This window comes from Guptibacillus hwajinpoensis, assembly GCF_020171785.1.
In the GTDB taxonomy this organism is placed as follows: Bacteria; Bacillota; Bacilli; order Bacillales; family Guptibacillaceae; genus Guptibacillus; species Guptibacillus sedimenti.
Genome location: NZ_JAIVAE010000007.1, coordinates 1 through 15862, shown reverse-complemented (window position 1 = coordinate 15862; position 15862 = coordinate 1). Strand labels below are relative to the sequence as shown.

The window sequence follows — 15862 nt, the reverse complement described above, 5'->3', positions numbered from 1 at the left end:
TTCACTTCACTCCTTCGATTTTGTTTATCATTGTAAGTTGTTCTTTTATAAGCGGTCCCCATTTATCAAACTCAACAAGAAACCCATCGTGACCAAATTTTGTATCGACAAGATAAAACTGAGAGGATGAGCCTTGATGAAAAAGTTTTTCTAATTCATCTGGTGGATAAATCAGATCCCCTTTGAACCCAATTGCGAGGATGTTTGCTTTGAATCTTTTGTTTACTAAGGTAAGATTGCCTCTTTCAATGCCAATATCGTGGTTATCCATCGCCTTTAACAAATATAAGTAGCTATTTGCATCAAATCGACTTACAAGTTTATTTCCTTGATATTGAAGATAGGATTCGACATCGTATTGGGGTTCTTTATGACTAACTGAAGCCCCTTTAACGCCTCGACCGAATTTTTTTTGGAACATTTCATCCGTTCGATAGGAGACCATTCCAATCATTCTTGCGGTTGCAAGCCCAGATGTTGGAGCTTGATCACTATGATAGTAACCATTCCTCCAGTTCGGATCATTCGTAATCGCAAATCTAGAAATGGCATTATAGGCAATTCCATAGGCGTTCAGGGTTGGTGTGACGGCAAGTGGGATAAGATGATCCATCCAATCTGGATAGAGGAGCCCCCATTCAAGTACCTGCATCCCTCCAAGAGATCCACCAATGACAGCATGGAGGTGGTGGATACCAAGTGCCTCTAACGCTTTCTTCTGAGAATGCACCATGTCTCTTACAGAAACAAACGGAAAATCGGCTTGGTAACGCTTCTGCGTAACTGGGTTGATCGATTGTGGTCCTGTCGAGCCATTACATCCCCCAAGGACATTAAATGTAATCACTTGAAAATCAGAAGTATCGATCGAAGCACCTTTCCCAATTAATCCTTTCCACCAGCCAGCTTCTTCATGGCCGACGGTATACTGATTTCCCGTTAAAGCATGACAGACAAGAATCATCGGCGCTCCCCTTGGACCCACACGTTCATATGCAAGTTCAACGTCATGAAGTTCATTGCCAGATTCTAAGATTAACGAACCAATCGATACCGTCTGATCTTCGTATATCGTCTCTCTATCCAAACCCCTATCACTCCTTTCAAACAAATGCTGCTTGTTTTTACTTAAAATAAAAAGCCTCTCTGAAAGACAGAGAGGCTTGATTTATTCATCAGCTCCGCTTATCTTTCAGGATTTCTCCTGCAGGATTTGGCACCTTTTCAAACCAAGATTGGTTTGACGGTTGCCGGGCTTCATAGGGCCAGTCCCTCCGCCTCTCTAGATAAGTAAGAATATTTCGTTTTTAATTAATTGTGTTTATTTTAGCAAGGTGGCGCATTAGTGTCAAACATTTTTCAGATTTTTTATTCTTTTGAACTCAGGGATAAAACAGTCTATGACCAGAAATCTTTCGTTAGAATGAACTTTTTGATAAGGTAACGATAGACCATTTAAAAGAGGTGAACAACTATGGAAGCACCCTTCTTTGCATTAGAGGATATGAATAGTGGCGATGTCATTCGCCTTACTGACTTTGTTGGAAAACCAGTAATGATCACATTCTGGACATCCTGGTGTCCTGACTGTATGAAAGATCTGCCGATGAAAGAGCAATTTTACCACCATGCTGATCTTGAAAAGCTAGCCTTCTTAACAATAAATGTAACTGGACGAGAACGATCAGAGGAAGCCGGAAAAGAATTTACGATAAAAAACGATCTTCCTTTTCCTGTCTTACGTGACAATGGTCGAGAAACGTATGATGATTACGGGTGTACTGGAGTTCCAACAACAGTTCTACTCGATAGAAATCATCAAATTGTTAACGTTTTTAATGACCAATCTTCTTTCCTCGATATTGCGAAAGCTCTTCCATCCATCATGAAGTAAAAAAAGCCAGAGGAATCGGAATCCCTCTGGCTTAAATAATGGATATAAAATGAATAATAGCATGATGCTTCACGAATCTTTTTTCTTTTCTTCAGACTTGCCTTTATTATTTTCTGGGTCTTCTTTCTTTGGAGCTTTTTCGCTTTTCTTTTCCTCTTTGTCTTGCGCTTTCTCGTCTTTCTTCTCAGACTTTTCTTGAGACTTATCGCTTTTTCTTTCAGCCTTTTCTTGTTCCTTCTCATCCTTCTTTTCAGCTTTTTCTTGTGCTTTATCTATTTTACTATTTTGTTTTGCAGCCTGCTTTTTTTCTTTTTCTTGTTCTTTTTCTACTTTAGTTTCCGTTTTTTTTTCTGGTTTATCTTGTTTCTCTTTTTCATGTTGATCTTCTTTGTCATCTTTTTGTGTCCGCGTGCCATTAGAAGAATTAGTTTTCTTTGCCTCATTGGAATTAACATTATTCGATTGATTGTTTTTTGATTCAGGAACAGGTTTTTTTTCAGGTTGTTTGAGGATAAGTTCTCCGTTTTCATCCTCTTGATCAGGTACTTTTTTGTCGTTTAATTGGACAACAGAATCTTCAATAGGTGTTTGCGGATCTTTCACTTTGGATTCATCAGGAACTTCCGATTCTTTCGCCTCAGCGGCGGTCATACTTTCGGGTTGCATTTCATCCATTTTTTCCACAGATAGATTTCGTACTTCGTCCATTGACAAAGAAGCTCCCCGATCAACGGCTGCGAGGTAGGCCATATATTTCCCTTGAGATATCCCATGTTCTATTGCTTTTTCGCGCATACTGAAATCAGCATCAAGGATGGTTGTAATAGCAACTGCTTGAGTAACAAGTGCGTGATTGTTTTCTATCCCTCTGATAACGGCTTCTAGATCCCCGGTGATTCCTTTACTTTCTTTTGCTTCAACGTTCGAAGCGACAATAAGCAATTCCCGACCTTCTTCTAGATAGCCTTCGTTATCGAGTTTCGAGACAAGTAATCCTCCAAACTCGCTAAGTGGCATATTCATTGTATCCCGTTCTAAGTTCAACCCTTCACCGTCTGAATTCCATGCTTGATATTGAATAACTTCAAGATCAGAATTAACTCCAACCTCAATACTTGGATTGATATCAAAGCTTACATAGGCTGCAACTACATCATTCTGTCTAACAGGAATAACGCCTGTTACGATGACGACTAACAATAGAATTGCTGCCATACCGGCCAGGGTGGGCATAGAGGGGGTAAAATAACCTTTTTTCTTATTTAGTGGTTTTGGTGCAAGTTTAATTTCAGAGCCGATTGTTAACGTATGATTTCGCTTCAGATTGATCGTTGAAAATTCTCCATCAGGAGTTAGTACAACTGCCTTTCTTCCGCGAATGTCCATAATGACCCCTTTTTTCATCCCCTGGCCCCCTTTTTTCCAACTACTGTATATAAGATTTCAGCGCATTAAATCCACCCAAATGAATTAATGCAACTGCTATTATATACTTTCGATTACGTTCAATCGTTTTGCGACTGCATGTAACGAGCGCCAGCAAATCTTTTATAGGGAGCTGCTTTTTCTCTAATAAATATCCTGAAAGAACGTGATCATCTGCGATTAATTTTGCAATCATCTTGGCATTTTCTCTTGCATCAATATGTTTCGGACAGTTTTTGCTAAGAACCTTAAACGTAATACTAAATTTCTTCAGCAACTGCTCATATTCCTCAATTTCAAACATTCGTACTTCACGTTGTTTATCAATCTCATATACATCAAGGGCGGCTTTTTGTTCTGCAAAGCTATCTTCTAGCCGACCTTCCTCATCAAGTTCCTCAGGTTCAAGGTAAATATACTTATTTTGTCGCGCTTCTTTTCGTATATAATCGATCACTCTTCTTCTAATCACCATATCAGCAAATGTTAAAAATCTGCTTCCCTGGCCTTTTCGATACTGATCCATCGCTTCATTAAAAGCGGATAGTCCTATACTGAACTCATCCATCGAATGATTTATATAGCGATTGCAAACTTTAGACGTGATTTTCTTAATAAAAGGTTGATAGTCTTCTAAAAGCTGATTGCGTAACGCTTGATTTCCATTCTGTATACGATCAACTTTATCTTCTAAAGTAATAGTCTCTTTTTTGTTTTCATTTTTATTAGCGAAATTTCCCATTGCGCTGATTGAAATGGTTGTCATGTTATACACCTCTCATATTGCAGTCAATCTCAACTAGACCGCTTTTCGGGTTGAATTCTTAGATGTTTTTAAGTTCTGGAAATTCTATAATAGGTTAGAAAATGAAATGCGCCACCATCCGTACGAAACAGTGGAATGGTGACTCTATTCAGTTATACCACTCAATCAGCATCAACGAAAATACAATTTTATGACAATGTTACTGTTTCTTTACTTCCTGTTATATTATCTTATCATTATTAATCTTGCTTAATTTTCAGCAAATTAAATATTCATTTTTTCCCTTGCAGACAAGGTTTTTGCATTTTATAAAAAACGGCTAGATGGTCAAAATTCATCAAACGAATTTACTTTAATTAAGAAATTTATCGATTGTTACCACGGATTCAAATGCAAAAAGGATCCGATTTTCATCTTTTCCACCAATAATTGTTAATGCAGGAACACTTTGTATTTCAAGCACTTCGGCAACCCAAGGAAAATAATTCAAATTGCACGTATATACAACAGTGTCCATCTCTTTTGCTTCTGTAACAATATGTAACATTCGCTCTGCTATTTTACATGTCTGACAAAAGGGAGTATAGAAGAATATAACACTACCTTCTTTTTCTAAAAGCTCTTTAATCAAAGCTTCGTCAGTAATATCTTGCATCAATATGCCTCAATCCCTTTAAGACCAAAAGGAAGCTACTTAAAGCTTCCCTTCGTTAATCTTTTACTTACATTATACAGTTACTACTTTAAACTTCGCTGCTCTTAAAATTCTTGTTAAATAATTTAGCGGTGTCTCTGCTACTTCGCGGTGAAGCATTGTGATATAAAGATGTTCTGCGTGGGGAATTTCCTGTGTTAATTGTCGCCTTAATTTCTCACCTGCATCATCTGCATCAACTAGTACAAACACGTCTTTCTCTTCAAGTTCCTCACTTAATTCTTCAAGTCGCTCAAAGCTAATTGTTCCATAGGTGCAAATAATATGAACAGGTTCATCCAACACTCTCATTAGCTGCTGTTTATCTGTTTTTCCTTCGACAATAATTACTTTATCATTCATGGCACAACGCTCCATTTCAAGCTGTCGTATCAATGCATTGCTATAGCATATGGTGGTTGGAAGCAAATCGTTTCACTTTAGAAGTAGATTAGCTAACGGGATATAATTATACAACAGCTATTGAGCCAGGTAACCGTCAATTACTCCGTTTCTCTATCCGGATCTTCTTCTAGATACGTTTCGGAAGTCGAATTACCGTGTTCTCTTTGAAGATCATCAACTGTACGTAGACGATCATCTTCTCGATTACCTGCGGTCTCAAAAGTAGCTTCATCATCTGGTCGGCTATCTTCTTTCGCCTCTTCTAATTTATCCTGTGCTTCTTTCGTACGAATAGCATAAGGAATGGCTTCAAGGCGTTCTTTATCAATCTCTTCTCCAGTATCCACACAAATGCCATAGTTTCCTTCACGAATACGATCAAGTGCTGTATTAATTAAACTCAATCTTTCTCTTGCTGCATCTTCTAAAGTAATATCCTTCTCACGTTGGTCCAACTCAGAAGCCATATCAGCAAAATGATTATCGTACGACGTTAATTCTCCAGTCTCATCGGATAATGCCGCATTTTCATCGCGATGACTAGCACCACTATCTAAAAGCTCTTTCTTTAAATCAAGTAACTGTTTTTTAAATTGCTGTAATTCTTCCTTCGACAAAGCCATTATCATTACCTCCATAGGTGATTTTCTTTTCCAATACCTATTTTCCCTTAACCACCGTGCAGTTAAACCATGCAATTATGTTTTATCATGCTCAACTCGTGGAAATAAATGAATATGATTAAAGAATGGAGTGGTAAAAATGGCTAAATTAAAACTTGGAGACCAGGCACCCTCTTTTTCACTAATTAACACAGAAGGTGAGCTGTTCCAATTTGAGCAGCACCAACAAGAAGATAACCGCTGGCATATGCTTGTCTTTTTTAGAGGTGAATGGTGTCCTGTGTGTAACGAACAGTTAGAAGAACTACAAGAACATCTAGGCGCATTCCAAAAACTAGACGTACACCCAATTGCAATCGCGAAAGACGAATTAGAATCGCTTCGAAAAATGAAAGATAAACACAGCCTTGATTTCCCAGTCTTAAGTGACAACGAAAACGCTGCAATCGACTCTTATGGCGTTATGATGCATCGCGAAAACGATCCTTACGAAGATCATGGTGAACATGGCGAACCAGCCATTTTCCTAATCGACGAGAACGGTAAGCTGATGGCACAGTTTCTCCAATCCAGTCCATTCGGACGACCTTCAGCTGATGGATTGATTACGACCATTAAATACATTCGTAAAAATAAAGCATAAAAAAATAAAAAAACGGCCAATTGGCCGTTTTTTTATGAAGATATTCAGCTGGTCGAGCCTTGCGAACGCATTAGCTTTTCTGTCCAGCTACTGCGCCTATCCCCTCGAGGTCTTAAGTCAATCCTAATTGTAGCCAAAAACGCCACATTTAGGCTCGCCTTAAGCTTGTCGGGGATAAACAGGCGCTTTCGCTTTTCTTACTAACACCAGCCGAGGTCGCAGTCTTCGACATACTTTGCCTTTTGCTCTAAAACTTGTTCATAGTGGTAAATTTTATGTTGATCAAATTCGTATCCGTCTGATAATTCGTAGCGATTGCCCTGATCAGAGAATAAAATACGGCCGATTTTTTCTTTGTTCAGATACAAATTCATTGCTTTTTGATCAAATTTACCATGAATCTTGTTCGTGACATCAATTCTTACCATAGGACGAGAAGTATCAATCATTTGGATCATCTCCTCTATATCGTTTCTTTCCATAAAGCCTCTATGTGACTAACAGATGACTAAAACAAAAAAGAACCACTAAGTAGAGTGTATGATGAACCGTTTCATCTCATCATTTATTTTGTAAATGGGTGATGGCACAACACATTGAGTTTATTATTCGTCTTCACTTACCATTTTTTCGTAAGCTTCTGCAGTCATTAGTTCTTCAATTTGAGAAGGCTCAGAAGGTTCTACAACAACCATCCATGCTTTTTCATATGGAGAATCATTAACAAATTCAGGGCTGTCTTCTAAATCTTCATTGACAGAAAGAACTTTGCCTGAGATTGGTGCGTACAACTCGGATACAGTTTTTACAGACTCAACGCTACCAAATGGCTCGTCGGATTCGATTGTGTCGCCTTCTTCTGGAAGTTCAACAAATACGATGTCTCCAAGTTCTGATTGAGCGAAATCTGTAATACCGATTCGGATGTTTCCGTCTTCTTGTACTTGTACCCATTCGTGTTCTTCTGAGTAGCGAAAATCTTTTGGTAAGTTCATTGGTAATTCCTCCCTGAAATAATTCCTCTTAATTAAGGTCAATTATATTAATTACAATAACTATCGTATAATAGTTATTATTAATTAAGCAACTATTTTATCGTTTCCACATTTCCTCAAAAACATCTTCCTTAAATCCGACTGTCACATTCTGTCCATCTGTTACTAATGGGCGCTTTATTAACATCCCATCAGATGAAAGGATATCGAGCAATTCATCTTGAGAAGATGAGGCAACTTTATCTTTTAAACCAAGCTCTCGATACTTCTGACCACTTGTGTTAAAAAACTTCTTGATTGGTAATCCACTCTGATTAACCATTGTAGCTAATTCATCTTTCGACGGCGGATTTTCTACGATATGAATTTCATTTACTTCTACATCGTTTTGCTCAAACCATTTTTTGGCTTTACGGCATGTCCCGCATTTAGGATAGGCATAAAATGTAATGGGCAAATCTGTTCCTCCTTAAAGGCATCATGTGATTCTATGGATAGTTTACCACATGACAGGATAAGGACAAATACAGACGCTTCTCTAAAAGTAGCTTTCGGCATAAAAAACTAAAATCCTTTAATAAATCCACTCTTTATATTTCCTAATAAGGAGAAAAAAATCCCCCCAATGTTGGAGGGATAAAAAGAGAGTTTGGTTTGGAAGTGATTTTAAATCATTGAATGACATAACCTTAGTTAATTAAACAGTAAACCGTTGTTGTTCCAGTACGGTAGCAGCAATTTCACGTTTCTTTGCAATTACGTTAATTGGCGTGTAGCGCGACAGTTTACGTAGAGCAGAAATCATCATACGGAGAGAATCGCCAGTTTCAACAGCCACTAACGTTTCTTTCGCATGTGCCTCAATGCGATTAAACGCTTCCTGACAGAAAACTTGTGTAAGAAGAAGCTTTTGGTTTTGCTTTTCTGCACTCGTTTTGTTGATCGCTTTTTCTGTGCGTAGGACAGCTGACTCCATTGAGTAGATTTCACTTACGATGTCTGCGATGTTTGATAAAACTTCTTGCTCTTTATCAAGCGCTTTACCATACTTTTGCACGGCTGTTCCAGCAGCCAATAGCATGATTTTCTTTGCCATTGCAACAAGGTGCTTTTCTTGCTCAAGTGGCGCATCCCCAATTTCTTGAGGTGTAAGCATCATGAGTTCTTCTTGAAGAGCCGTTGCTTTTTCAAATAATGGAAGTTCACCCTTCATTGTCTTACGAACCAGTGTCCCTGGAACAAGAAGACGATTGATTTCATTAGTTCCCTCAAAAATACGGTTAATGCGAGAATCACGATACATTTTCTCAACTTCATATTCAGACATGAAACCATAACCACCGTGAATTTGAAGCGCTTCATCAGCTACATAATCAAGTGATTCCGAAGCAAATACTTTATTCAATGAGCATTCAATCGCGTATTCTGCAATTGCTTCCGCTACTTTTGCACCGTTTTTCTGTTCCTCATCAGTGAGTTTTCCTAACTTTTGCTCGAAAAGTCCACCAGTACGGTATGTTGAGCTTTCCGTAGCGTAAGTGGCAACGGCCATGTTTGCTAATTTTTCTTGAATAAGAGAGAACTTTGCGATTGGCGTGTTGAATTGCTTACGCTCGTTAGCATATTTAGCAGCAAGTTCAACCCCACGCTTCATGGCACCAATTGTACCAACTGCAAGCTTATATCGACCTACATTCAGAATGTTAAATGCAATCACATGGCCTTTCCCTGCTTCACCAAGGAGATTTTCTTTAGGTACCATCACATCATCAAGAATCAATGTTCTTGTAGAAGAAGCTTTAATTCCCATTTTCTTTTCTTCTGGACCTGTCGAAAGCCCTTTAGAATCACGCTCCACAATAAAAGCAGTGAACTTCTCACCGTCAATTTTCGCATATACAATGAAGACATCTGCAAATGCAGAGTTTGTAATCCATTGCTTCTCACCATTTAAAATGTAGTGCGTTCCTTCTTCGTTCAGCTTCGCTGTCGTTTTCGCTCCAAGAGCATCGGACCCTGAACCAGGCTCGGTTAGTGCATAGGCAGCAATCTTCTCGCCAGTAGCTAGACCTGGAAGGTACTTTTTCTTTTGATCTTCATTCCCGAAAAACACAATTGGCAGTGAACCAATTCCCACGTGTGCACCATAGCTAACTGAAAAGCCTCGAGCACGAGAGAATTTTTCTGTTATCACGGAAGAACTAATTTTGTCGAGTCCTAAACCACCATATTCTTCAGGTACATCTGCTCCAAGAAGACCAAGGTCACCTGCTTTTTCAAGTAATGTACGAGAGATATCAAACTCATGGTTCTCAAGCTTCTCAAGTTGAGGAACGACTTCTTTTAATACAAAGTCTTCCGTTGTTTTGCCCATCATGACATGCTCATCAGAGAAATCCTCTGGTGTGAAAATATCTTCAAACGTAACGTCCTCTACTAAAAAGCTCGCACCTTTGATTGTTTTGTTCATTGTATTAGACATGCTGATCATTCCTCCGTTTTCATTGTTTATAGAATTTCAAACACACCAGCAGCACCCATGCCGCCTCCAATACACATTGTGACAACACCAAACTGTTCTCCACGACGCTTCATTTCATGAATTAAACTAAGCGTTAGCTTCGTCCCCGTACATCCAAGTGGATGACCTAGAGCAATGGCGCCCCCATTGACATTCACTTTGTCTTCATCTAGACCAAGCTTTCGTATAACGCGAAGTGATTGAGAAGCAAAAGCCTCGTTTAGTTCAAACAATCCTATATCTGATAGTTCGAGGCCTGCAAGACGAAGTGCTTTAGGAATGGCTTCAATTGGGCCAACCCCCATGATTTCTGGCGCGACTCCCGCTACAGCAAACGATCGGAATTTTGCCATTGGCGCTAATCCTTCGCTCTCCGCTTTTTCACGATCCATGACGAGGACGCTCGCCGCTCCGTCACTAGTTTGTGAAGAGTTCCCTGCTGTAACAGAACCCCTTACATTAAAGACCGGTCGCAATTTTCCTAGAACGTCTAGAGATGTATCTGCACGTACTCCCTCATCCTGAGAAAAAAGAAATTTCTTTTCTTGTAGCTTGTTTTTCGCATCAATCCACTTCTTCGTCACTTCAACCGGAACAATTTCATCCTGGAATTTACCGTCTTTGATTGCTTGAGCAGCACGCTGATGACTCCTTAATGCAAAAGCATCCTGATCTTCTCGGCTAATTTCAAAGCGACGAGCCACTTCTTCAGCAGTGTGACCCATTCCCATAATATATTCCGGCTTTTCTTCTACAAGTGCCGGGTTAGGCTTGATGACGTGTCCCCCCATTGGTACAAGACTCATAGACTCTACGCCACCTGCTAGAATTGCCCCTGATTGCCCGAGCATAATTCGCTCAGCGGCATAAGCAATACTTTGCAAGCCAGAGGAGCAATAGCGATTGATCGTAATCGCTGGAACCGTTTCTGAAAGTCCCGCTCTTGCACCGACCATTCTCGCTACGTTTAGCCCTTGTTCCGCTTCAGGTATGGCACATCCAATAATTACGTCATCTATTTCACCATCATAACCGCCTGCCCGCTTAAGCGTTTCCGCCACGGTGATCGCCCCAAGATCATCAGGACGCATATTTGCAAGCGTGCCACGATTAGCTTTTCCTACAGGTGTTCTAGCTCCAGATACAATAACTGCTTCTCTCATCAAACTTCCCTCCTCCATACTAGTTACGCAGCGGCTTTCCTTTTACTAACATGTGCTGCATTCTTGCTTGCGTTTTTGGCTCTCCTAGCAGGCTGAGGAACGCTTCACGCTCAAGATCAAGTAAATATTGTTCATCAACAAGTGTTCCTTCTTTTACTTTTCCGCCTGCAATAACGTGAGCAAGCTTCGTTGCAATCGTCAAATCATGATCTGACAAGTAACCGCTCCACTTCATCGTTTTCGCACCCATTAGCATGGCAGCATATCCTGCTTCTCCTGCAACTGGAATCTTTTTAGAAACAGGCGGCTGATAGCCCTGTTCAGCAAGGAAGAGCACTTTTTCCTTTGCATCATGAAGAATGTGATCTGCATTCGCACTAATCCCATCCTGGGGCCGAATAAACCCTCGCTCCATTGCTTCATGTGCGGATGTTGACACTTTCGCCATTGCAATGGTTTCAAAAACATTGGCGGCAATATCAGTAAGATTGACATTCACTCCAGGAGGTGTTTGTTCCAACTGGCGAAGATAAAGCTCTTTGTTTCCGCCTCCGCCTGGAATCAAGCCTACCCCTACTTCTACAAGACCCATATAGGTTTCAAATGAAGCTTGAATGGAAGCGGCAGGCATACATACTTCCGCTCCACCACCTAGTGTCATTTGGAAAGGCGCTGCAACAACTGGTTTCTTTGAATAACGGATACGCCCCATTGACTGCTGAAACTTCCTAGCAACCATTTCAATTTCAAAGAAATTATCATCCTGCGCTTCCATTAACATGTAAGCAACATTGGCACCCACACAGAAATTTTTACCCTGGTTTCCAATCACAAGCCCTTCAAAGTTCTTCTCCGTTTCATCAACAGCTTCGTTGATCATTTGAAGAATATCCATCCCGATCGCATTATTTGGAGAATGGAACTCAAGACCAGCGACGCCATCGCCAAGGTCAAGAAGCGTTGCGCCAGTGTTTTTCTTAATCACGCGATTCTGAGCTTTTAGTCCTTTAAGATGAATAATCTTCTTGCTTTCTTCAACTACTTTCTGATCACCTTTATGATAGAAAGATTGAGTGGCGCCTTCCTGCTGATAGAAAGAGGTCTGCCCTGAAGCAAGCATCTGATCGACCCATTCAGGAATCGTTTCGCCTTCTTCCTTCATTCGAGCAACGGATTTCTCTACTCCTAATGCATCCCACGTTTCAAAAGGACCCATTTCCCAGCCAAAGCCCCATTTCATCGCGCGATCGACGGCATCAATATCGTCTGCAATTTCATAAGCTTTCTCCGCAGAATAAAGAAGGACAGGTTTCATAATGTTCCAGATTAACTCACCAGCGCGATCATTCGCGTAAGCAAGCGCTTTCAGTTTATCCGCTTTTGACTTTGCTTGTTTACTAGCCTCAACAGATGCTGTTTTTAATTTCTGTCTTGGTTCATATTCAAGCGTTTTTGGATTTAACTCTAAAATTTCGCTACCTTTTGCCCCTTTTTGCTTTACGAAAAAGCCCTGACCTGCTTTTGCTCCAATCCAGCCTTTTTCTTTCATCTGCTGCATAAATTCAGGTATACGGAAAACTTCTTTTTCATCGCCTTCAACCTGTTCAAAAACGTTGTTTGCTACGTGAATAAACGTATCAAGACCAACTACATCAAGCGTTCTAAACGTGGCACTTTTTGGACGGCCGATTGCTGGACCAGTAACGGAATCTACTTCACCAACCGAAAAGCCGCGGTTTAGCATTTCTCTCACTGTTACAAGAAGTCCATATGTTCCAATGCGATTGGCAATAAAGTTTGGGGTATCTTTCGTTTCGACGACGCCTTTGCCAAGCGTATCCTCACCAAATGTTTTCATATATGAGAGAACTTCTGGATCGGTATCTTTCGTAGGAATCACTTCAAGAAGTTTTAAATATCTTGGTGGGTTAAAGAAATGTGTACCAAGAAAGTGTTTTCTAAAATCTTCCGAGCGATCTTCTGCCATTGCTTCAACCGATATACCTGATGTATTTGAGCTTACAATCGTTCCAGGTCGTCTATACTGATCAACTTTTTCATATACTTTTTTCTTAATTTCTAAGTTTTCAACAACCACTTCAATGATCCAGTCAACTTCCTGCAAGCGCTCCATATCATCTTCCATATTTCCTGCTTCAATTAATTGAATGTGATCTTTTTTCGAAAGTGGTGCTGGCTTTTGTTTCTTTAACTTTTCAATCGCCTCTGATGCAAGTCTGTTTCTGACAGCGCGATCAGCTAGCGTAAGTCCTTTAGCTTTTTCTTTCTCGTTTGGTTCTTTTGGTGCAATATCCAATAACAAACTTGGAATTCCAACATTCGCCAGGTGGGCGGCAATGCCTGATCCCATTACTCCTGCTCCTAATACAGCTACTTTATGAATGCTACGTGTCATAGCGAACCTCCCCTGTTGAATGAATGCTCATTCATTTTTGTCTCAAAAAAAAGAGCGAGATCATTTCCTCTGTCTATACTATAAAATATATTCTGAAATTTAGCAATATACCACGTATATTTTTTTAACAAAATTTTACGAATTTAAGCACAACTTGTTGAAAGCGGACGATTGTCCGCTTTCTTCTATTTCATCATTCCTTTTAACACAAAAGCCACGTTTGCCGGCCGCTCTGCAAGTCTTCTCATAAAGTAGCCGTACCAGTCCTTACCATAAGGTACATAGACGCGTATCTTATAACCTTCTTTAAGAAGCTCCTCTTGTTTTTCCACACAGATCCCATAAAGCATTTGAAACTCAAATTGTGTATGTGGAATAGTGTATTCTTCAACAAGTTTCTTTGTGTATTCAATAATCTGGGTATCGTGAGTGGCAATCGCGGTATAATTTCCATTTAATAAATGCATTTTAATAATCTTTTTAAAGTTTTCATCGACGTCTTTTTTGTCTGGGAATGCTACTTTATGGGACTCTTTATAAGCCCCTTTCACAAGTCTAAGATTAGGAGACAGCTCATTTAACTTCTCAATATCTTCAGCTACCCGGTACAAATAGGCTTGAAGAACAGTACCGATGTTTGCGAATTCTTTCTTAAGTTCAGTGAAAATTTCAATGGTTTTACCGCACCTCTCGAAATCTTCCATATCGATTGTGACAAACACGTCGTGGCGATCAGCGGCTTCGAGAATGCGACGCATATTCTTTAATGCCATCTGATCATCAATATCGAGACCCATAGATGTTAGTTTAAGAGAAAGCTGAGAATCAAGGTTTTCTGCTGCAATACGCTCAATCGCTTCAATACAGTGATTTGTCATTTCATCCGCCTCAGCAGCATTATCAACAAATTCACCGAGATGATCGATTGTAACGGACAATCCTTTTTGATTTAACTTTTTTATCGCGTTCACGGAACTATCAAGAGAAGCACCAGCTACAAAGCGACTTGCTCCAAAACGCATACCATACCGTTTCGCTACTTTCGTTGCTACCCTATTCTTCCCCATGTATAAAAAGAAATTACGCATTACTTGTTCCATCATAACCCCTCCATGAAAACGCATACAAAGCGCTATAAAAAATATATTCTGGAGAAAATCGGCATATAGTATCAAATACCGCCATATTTCGCCTTCAATGCTATTTTACCATGACATGCTATAGATTAGTCTAGTTTTGATAGATTTTCTCTCGAATTAATCTTGTTAAATTTTAACTATCTCCTTACTCTATACCCCTCTAAACAGAAAGTAAAAGTCATACACTAGTATATTTCCGATCGTCTTTTTCGGATACTTAACTTTTGTTTATTTGTGGCTACACTTATTAAAATTTGTCTATGCAAAAAAATGAAACCAGAAGAAATCCTGGTTTCATTGATCAGTGTCTTTATTTGACGCTTGAGCTTTTCGGTGCTCTTCATTCATGGTTTTAATTTCAGCCACTAACTCTTTCATGGCATCTTTTGCATCAGGATATGTTTGGTTCCAGTGCTTCGCTAATGGAGGCATCGTTTTTGAGAGATGCGTGTACATGGCCCACAGCTTTACTTTCTCCTTGAGCTCAGGGCTTGTATCTCCAAGGAGAAGCTCTGTATATTTATCCATCAATCCATCAACTTGTTCCTGAAGTGTTTCAAGACTCATTTTACTCACTCCAATCACACGCAGAATACCCCAATTGTAGCATATTTAATGCGATACCCGACCATTCATCTGTACATCTCTTAATCTTCCATAATCGATGCGTTCCTGGTTTTCTTTGATCGCTTTTATTAACTCGTCTATCAGTACCTTTTCATCTGTCACAATAAAGAAACGACAGGATATCATCGCAAAATCTCCGAAAAATGCTCGACAACCCTCATACCGTTTTGCATCACGAAGTGGCTGATATGGAAAAATAAAATTCCCGCTTTCTTCAAAAGCTGGATCAAGAGGATGTTCTTCAAGCTTCTTAATGAGCTCTCGAATCGTCAGCTCTCGTCCATGCTCATTTTTTCCGATTTCAATTATTTCAAGCAAGGCTAATTCCCCCTTCTTTACAAGGTTCGAACACAAACGCCTCTGAGAGAGGGCCGCTGAAAGAAACAACTCGTTTACTAAAATAAAAAAAGAGTCAGAATAAATTCTGACTCACAGCTTGTAGAGGAACCCTTGGTTCCTCTACAAGCTTTTTTAATGGTTTTGATTTTCCTGTTAGTTGAAATGGTGTTTTGAAGTATATAAGATGAAAAAAACTCTCCTTCACCTAGCTC

17 protein-coding genes and 1 riboswitch are annotated in these 15862 nt (G+C 39.7%); of the genes, 2 read left to right on the top strand and 15 right to left on the bottom strand.

The genetic code is table 11. The annotated features are described in order from the left end of the window. Position 1: 1 nt before the first annotated feature. The gene (gene metX / locus LCL91_RS11035) at positions 2 to 1087 is read right to left on the bottom strand and encodes a homoserine O-acetyltransferase MetX (protein ID WP_224882394.1); all 1086 of its coding nucleotides are present in this window, start codon (positions 1085 to 1087) and stop codon (positions 2 to 4) included. A 95-nt stretch (positions 1088 to 1182) separates the two neighbouring features. After that, a riboswitch (SAM riboswitch) is annotated at positions 1183 to 1293 on the bottom strand. A gap of 181 nt (positions 1294 to 1474) precedes the next feature. On the opposite strand from metX, the gene LCL91_RS11030 reads away from it, so the two are divergent. Next, a complete protein-coding gene (locus tag LCL91_RS11030) occupies positions 1475 to 1894 on the top strand; it encodes a TlpA family protein disulfide reductase (protein WP_224882392.1) in 420 nt (139 codons plus the stop codon). Between the two features lie 69 nt (positions 1895 to 1963). On the opposite strand, the gene LCL91_RS11025 is transcribed toward LCL91_RS11030, so the two are convergent. From LCL91_RS11025 to LCL91_RS11005, 5 genes are all read right to left on the bottom strand, one after another. Continuing rightward, positions 1964 to 3298 (bottom strand): anti-sigma factor domain-containing protein, encoded by a 1335-nt coding sequence (locus LCL91_RS11025; protein WP_224882390.1) that lies wholly within the window; start codon positions 3296 to 3298, stop codon positions 1964 to 1966. A 22-nt stretch (positions 3299 to 3320) separates the two neighbouring features. After that, positions 3321 to 4085, bottom strand: coding sequence for an RNA polymerase sigma-I factor (gene sigI, locus LCL91_RS11020; RefSeq protein WP_224882387.1), 765 nt, complete (start codon positions 4083 to 4085; stop codon positions 3321 to 3323). A 352-nt stretch (positions 4086 to 4437) separates the two neighbouring features. Continuing rightward, positions 4438 to 4740, bottom strand: coding sequence for a thioredoxin domain-containing protein (locus LCL91_RS11015; RefSeq protein ID WP_224882385.1), 303 nt, complete (start codon positions 4738 to 4740; stop codon positions 4438 to 4440). A gap of 72 nt (positions 4741 to 4812) precedes the next feature. Beyond that, positions 4813 to 5142, bottom strand: a complete 330-nt coding sequence (locus tag LCL91_RS11010; RefSeq protein ID WP_224882384.1) for a toprim domain-containing protein — start codon at positions 5140 to 5142, stop codon at positions 4813 to 4815. 140 nt (positions 5143 to 5282) lie between these two features. Then, a complete protein-coding gene (locus LCL91_RS11005; protein WP_224882383.1) occupies positions 5283 to 5807 on the bottom strand; it encodes a TraR/DksA C4-type zinc finger protein in 525 nt (174 codons plus the stop codon). A 139-nt stretch (positions 5808 to 5946) separates the two neighbouring features. Here LCL91_RS11005 and LCL91_RS11000 point away from each other — a divergent pair, with 139 nt between their 5' ends. Next, positions 5947 to 6450, top strand: a complete 504-nt coding sequence (locus LCL91_RS11000; RefSeq protein ID WP_224882379.1) for a peroxiredoxin family protein — start codon at positions 5947 to 5949, stop codon at positions 6448 to 6450. A gap of 200 nt (positions 6451 to 6650) precedes the next feature. On the opposite strand, the gene LCL91_RS10995 is transcribed toward LCL91_RS11000, so the two are convergent. The 9 genes from LCL91_RS10995 to LCL91_RS10955 form a co-directional block, all read right to left on the bottom strand. Next, positions 6651 to 6899 carry a YusG family protein gene (locus tag LCL91_RS10995; protein ID WP_224882375.1) on the bottom strand — a complete coding sequence of 83 codons (249 nt, stop codon included), beginning with the start codon at positions 6897 to 6899 and terminating at the stop codon, positions 6651 to 6653. A gap of 156 nt (positions 6900 to 7055) precedes the next feature. Then, positions 7056 to 7445 carry a glycine cleavage system protein GcvH gene (gcvH, locus tag LCL91_RS10990; protein ID WP_098444881.1) on the bottom strand — a complete coding sequence of 130 codons (390 nt, stop codon included), beginning with the start codon at positions 7443 to 7445 and terminating at the stop codon, positions 7056 to 7058. A 97-nt stretch (positions 7446 to 7542) separates the two neighbouring features. After that, positions 7543 to 7902, bottom strand: a complete 360-nt coding sequence (locus LCL91_RS10985; RefSeq protein WP_224882373.1) for an arsenate reductase family protein — start codon at positions 7900 to 7902, stop codon at positions 7543 to 7545. A gap of 240 nt (positions 7903 to 8142) precedes the next feature. Continuing rightward, positions 8143 to 9927, bottom strand: coding sequence for an acyl-CoA dehydrogenase family protein (locus tag LCL91_RS10980; protein ID WP_224592347.1), 1785 nt, complete (start codon positions 9925 to 9927; stop codon positions 8143 to 8145). Between the two features lie 26 nt (positions 9928 to 9953). Next, positions 9954 to 11129 (bottom strand): acetyl-CoA C-acetyltransferase, encoded by a 1176-nt coding sequence (locus LCL91_RS10975; protein WP_224882372.1) that lies wholly within the window; start codon positions 11127 to 11129, stop codon positions 9954 to 9956. A gap of 19 nt (positions 11130 to 11148) precedes the next feature. Beyond that, positions 11149 to 13545, bottom strand: coding sequence for a 3-hydroxyacyl-CoA dehydrogenase/enoyl-CoA hydratase family protein (locus tag LCL91_RS10970; protein ID WP_224882371.1), 2397 nt, complete (start codon positions 13543 to 13545; stop codon positions 11149 to 11151). 185 nt (positions 13546 to 13730) lie between these two features. Further along, positions 13731 to 14645, bottom strand: coding sequence for a proline dehydrogenase family protein (locus LCL91_RS10965; RefSeq protein ID WP_224882369.1), 915 nt, complete (start codon positions 14643 to 14645; stop codon positions 13731 to 13733). Positions 14646 to 14978: 333 nt separating this feature from the next. After that, positions 14979 to 15251 (bottom strand): YusU family protein, encoded by a 273-nt coding sequence (locus LCL91_RS10960; protein ID WP_160917736.1) that lies wholly within the window; start codon positions 15249 to 15251, stop codon positions 14979 to 14981. 45 nt (positions 15252 to 15296) lie between these two features. Further along, on the bottom strand, positions 15297 to 15629 hold the full coding sequence (locus LCL91_RS10955) for a hypothetical protein (RefSeq protein WP_098444888.1): 333 nt from the start codon (positions 15627 to 15629) through the stop codon (positions 15297 to 15299). Positions 15630 to 15862 lie beyond the last annotated feature (233 nt).

Coding starts and splice junctions, on each gene's coding strand:
- LCL91_RS11030 (WP_224882392.1), top strand. CDS start 1,475: ATGGAAGCACCCTTCTTTGCATTAGAGGATATGAATAGTGGCGATGTC.
- LCL91_RS11025 (WP_224882390.1), bottom strand. CDS start 3,298: ATGAAAAAAGGGGTCATTATGGACATTCGCGGAAGAAAGGCAGTTGTA.
- sigI (WP_224882387.1), bottom strand. CDS start 4,085: ATGACAACCATTTCAATCAGCGCAATGGGAAATTTCGCTAATAAAAAT.
- LCL91_RS11015 (WP_224882385.1), bottom strand. CDS start 4,740: ATGCAAGATATTACTGACGAAGCTTTGATTAAAGAGCTTTTAGAAAAA.
- LCL91_RS11010 (WP_224882384.1), bottom strand. CDS start 5,142: ATGAATGATAAAGTAATTATTGTCGAAGGAAAAACAGATAAACAGCAG.
- LCL91_RS11005 (WP_224882383.1), bottom strand. CDS start 5,807: ATGGCTTTGTCGAAGGAAGAATTACAGCAATTTAAAAAACAGTTACTT.
- LCL91_RS11000 (WP_224882379.1), top strand. CDS start 5,947: ATGGCTAAATTAAAACTTGGAGACCAGGCACCCTCTTTTTCACTAATT.
- LCL91_RS10995 (WP_224882375.1), bottom strand. CDS start 6,899: ATGATTGATACTTCTCGTCCTATGGTAAGAATTGATGTCACGAACAAG.
- gcvH (WP_098444881.1), bottom strand. CDS start 7,445: ATGAACTTACCAAAAGATTTTCGCTACTCAGAAGAACACGAATGGGTA.
- LCL91_RS10980 (WP_224592347.1), bottom strand. CDS start 9,927: ATGTCTAATACAATGAACAAAACAATCAAAGGTGCGAGCTTTTTAGTA.
- LCL91_RS10975 (WP_224882372.1), bottom strand. CDS start 11,129: ATGAGAGAAGCAGTTATTGTATCTGGAGCTAGAACACCTGTAGGAAAA.
- LCL91_RS10970 (WP_224882371.1), bottom strand. CDS start 13,545: ATGACACGTAGCATTCATAAAGTAGCTGTATTAGGAGCAGGAGTAATG.
- LCL91_RS10965 (WP_224882369.1), bottom strand. CDS start 14,645: ATGGAACAAGTAATGCGTAATTTCTTTTTATACATGGGGAAGAATAGG.
- LCL91_RS10960 (WP_160917736.1), bottom strand. CDS start 15,251: ATGAGTCTTGAAACACTTCAGGAACAAGTTGATGGATTGATGGATAAA.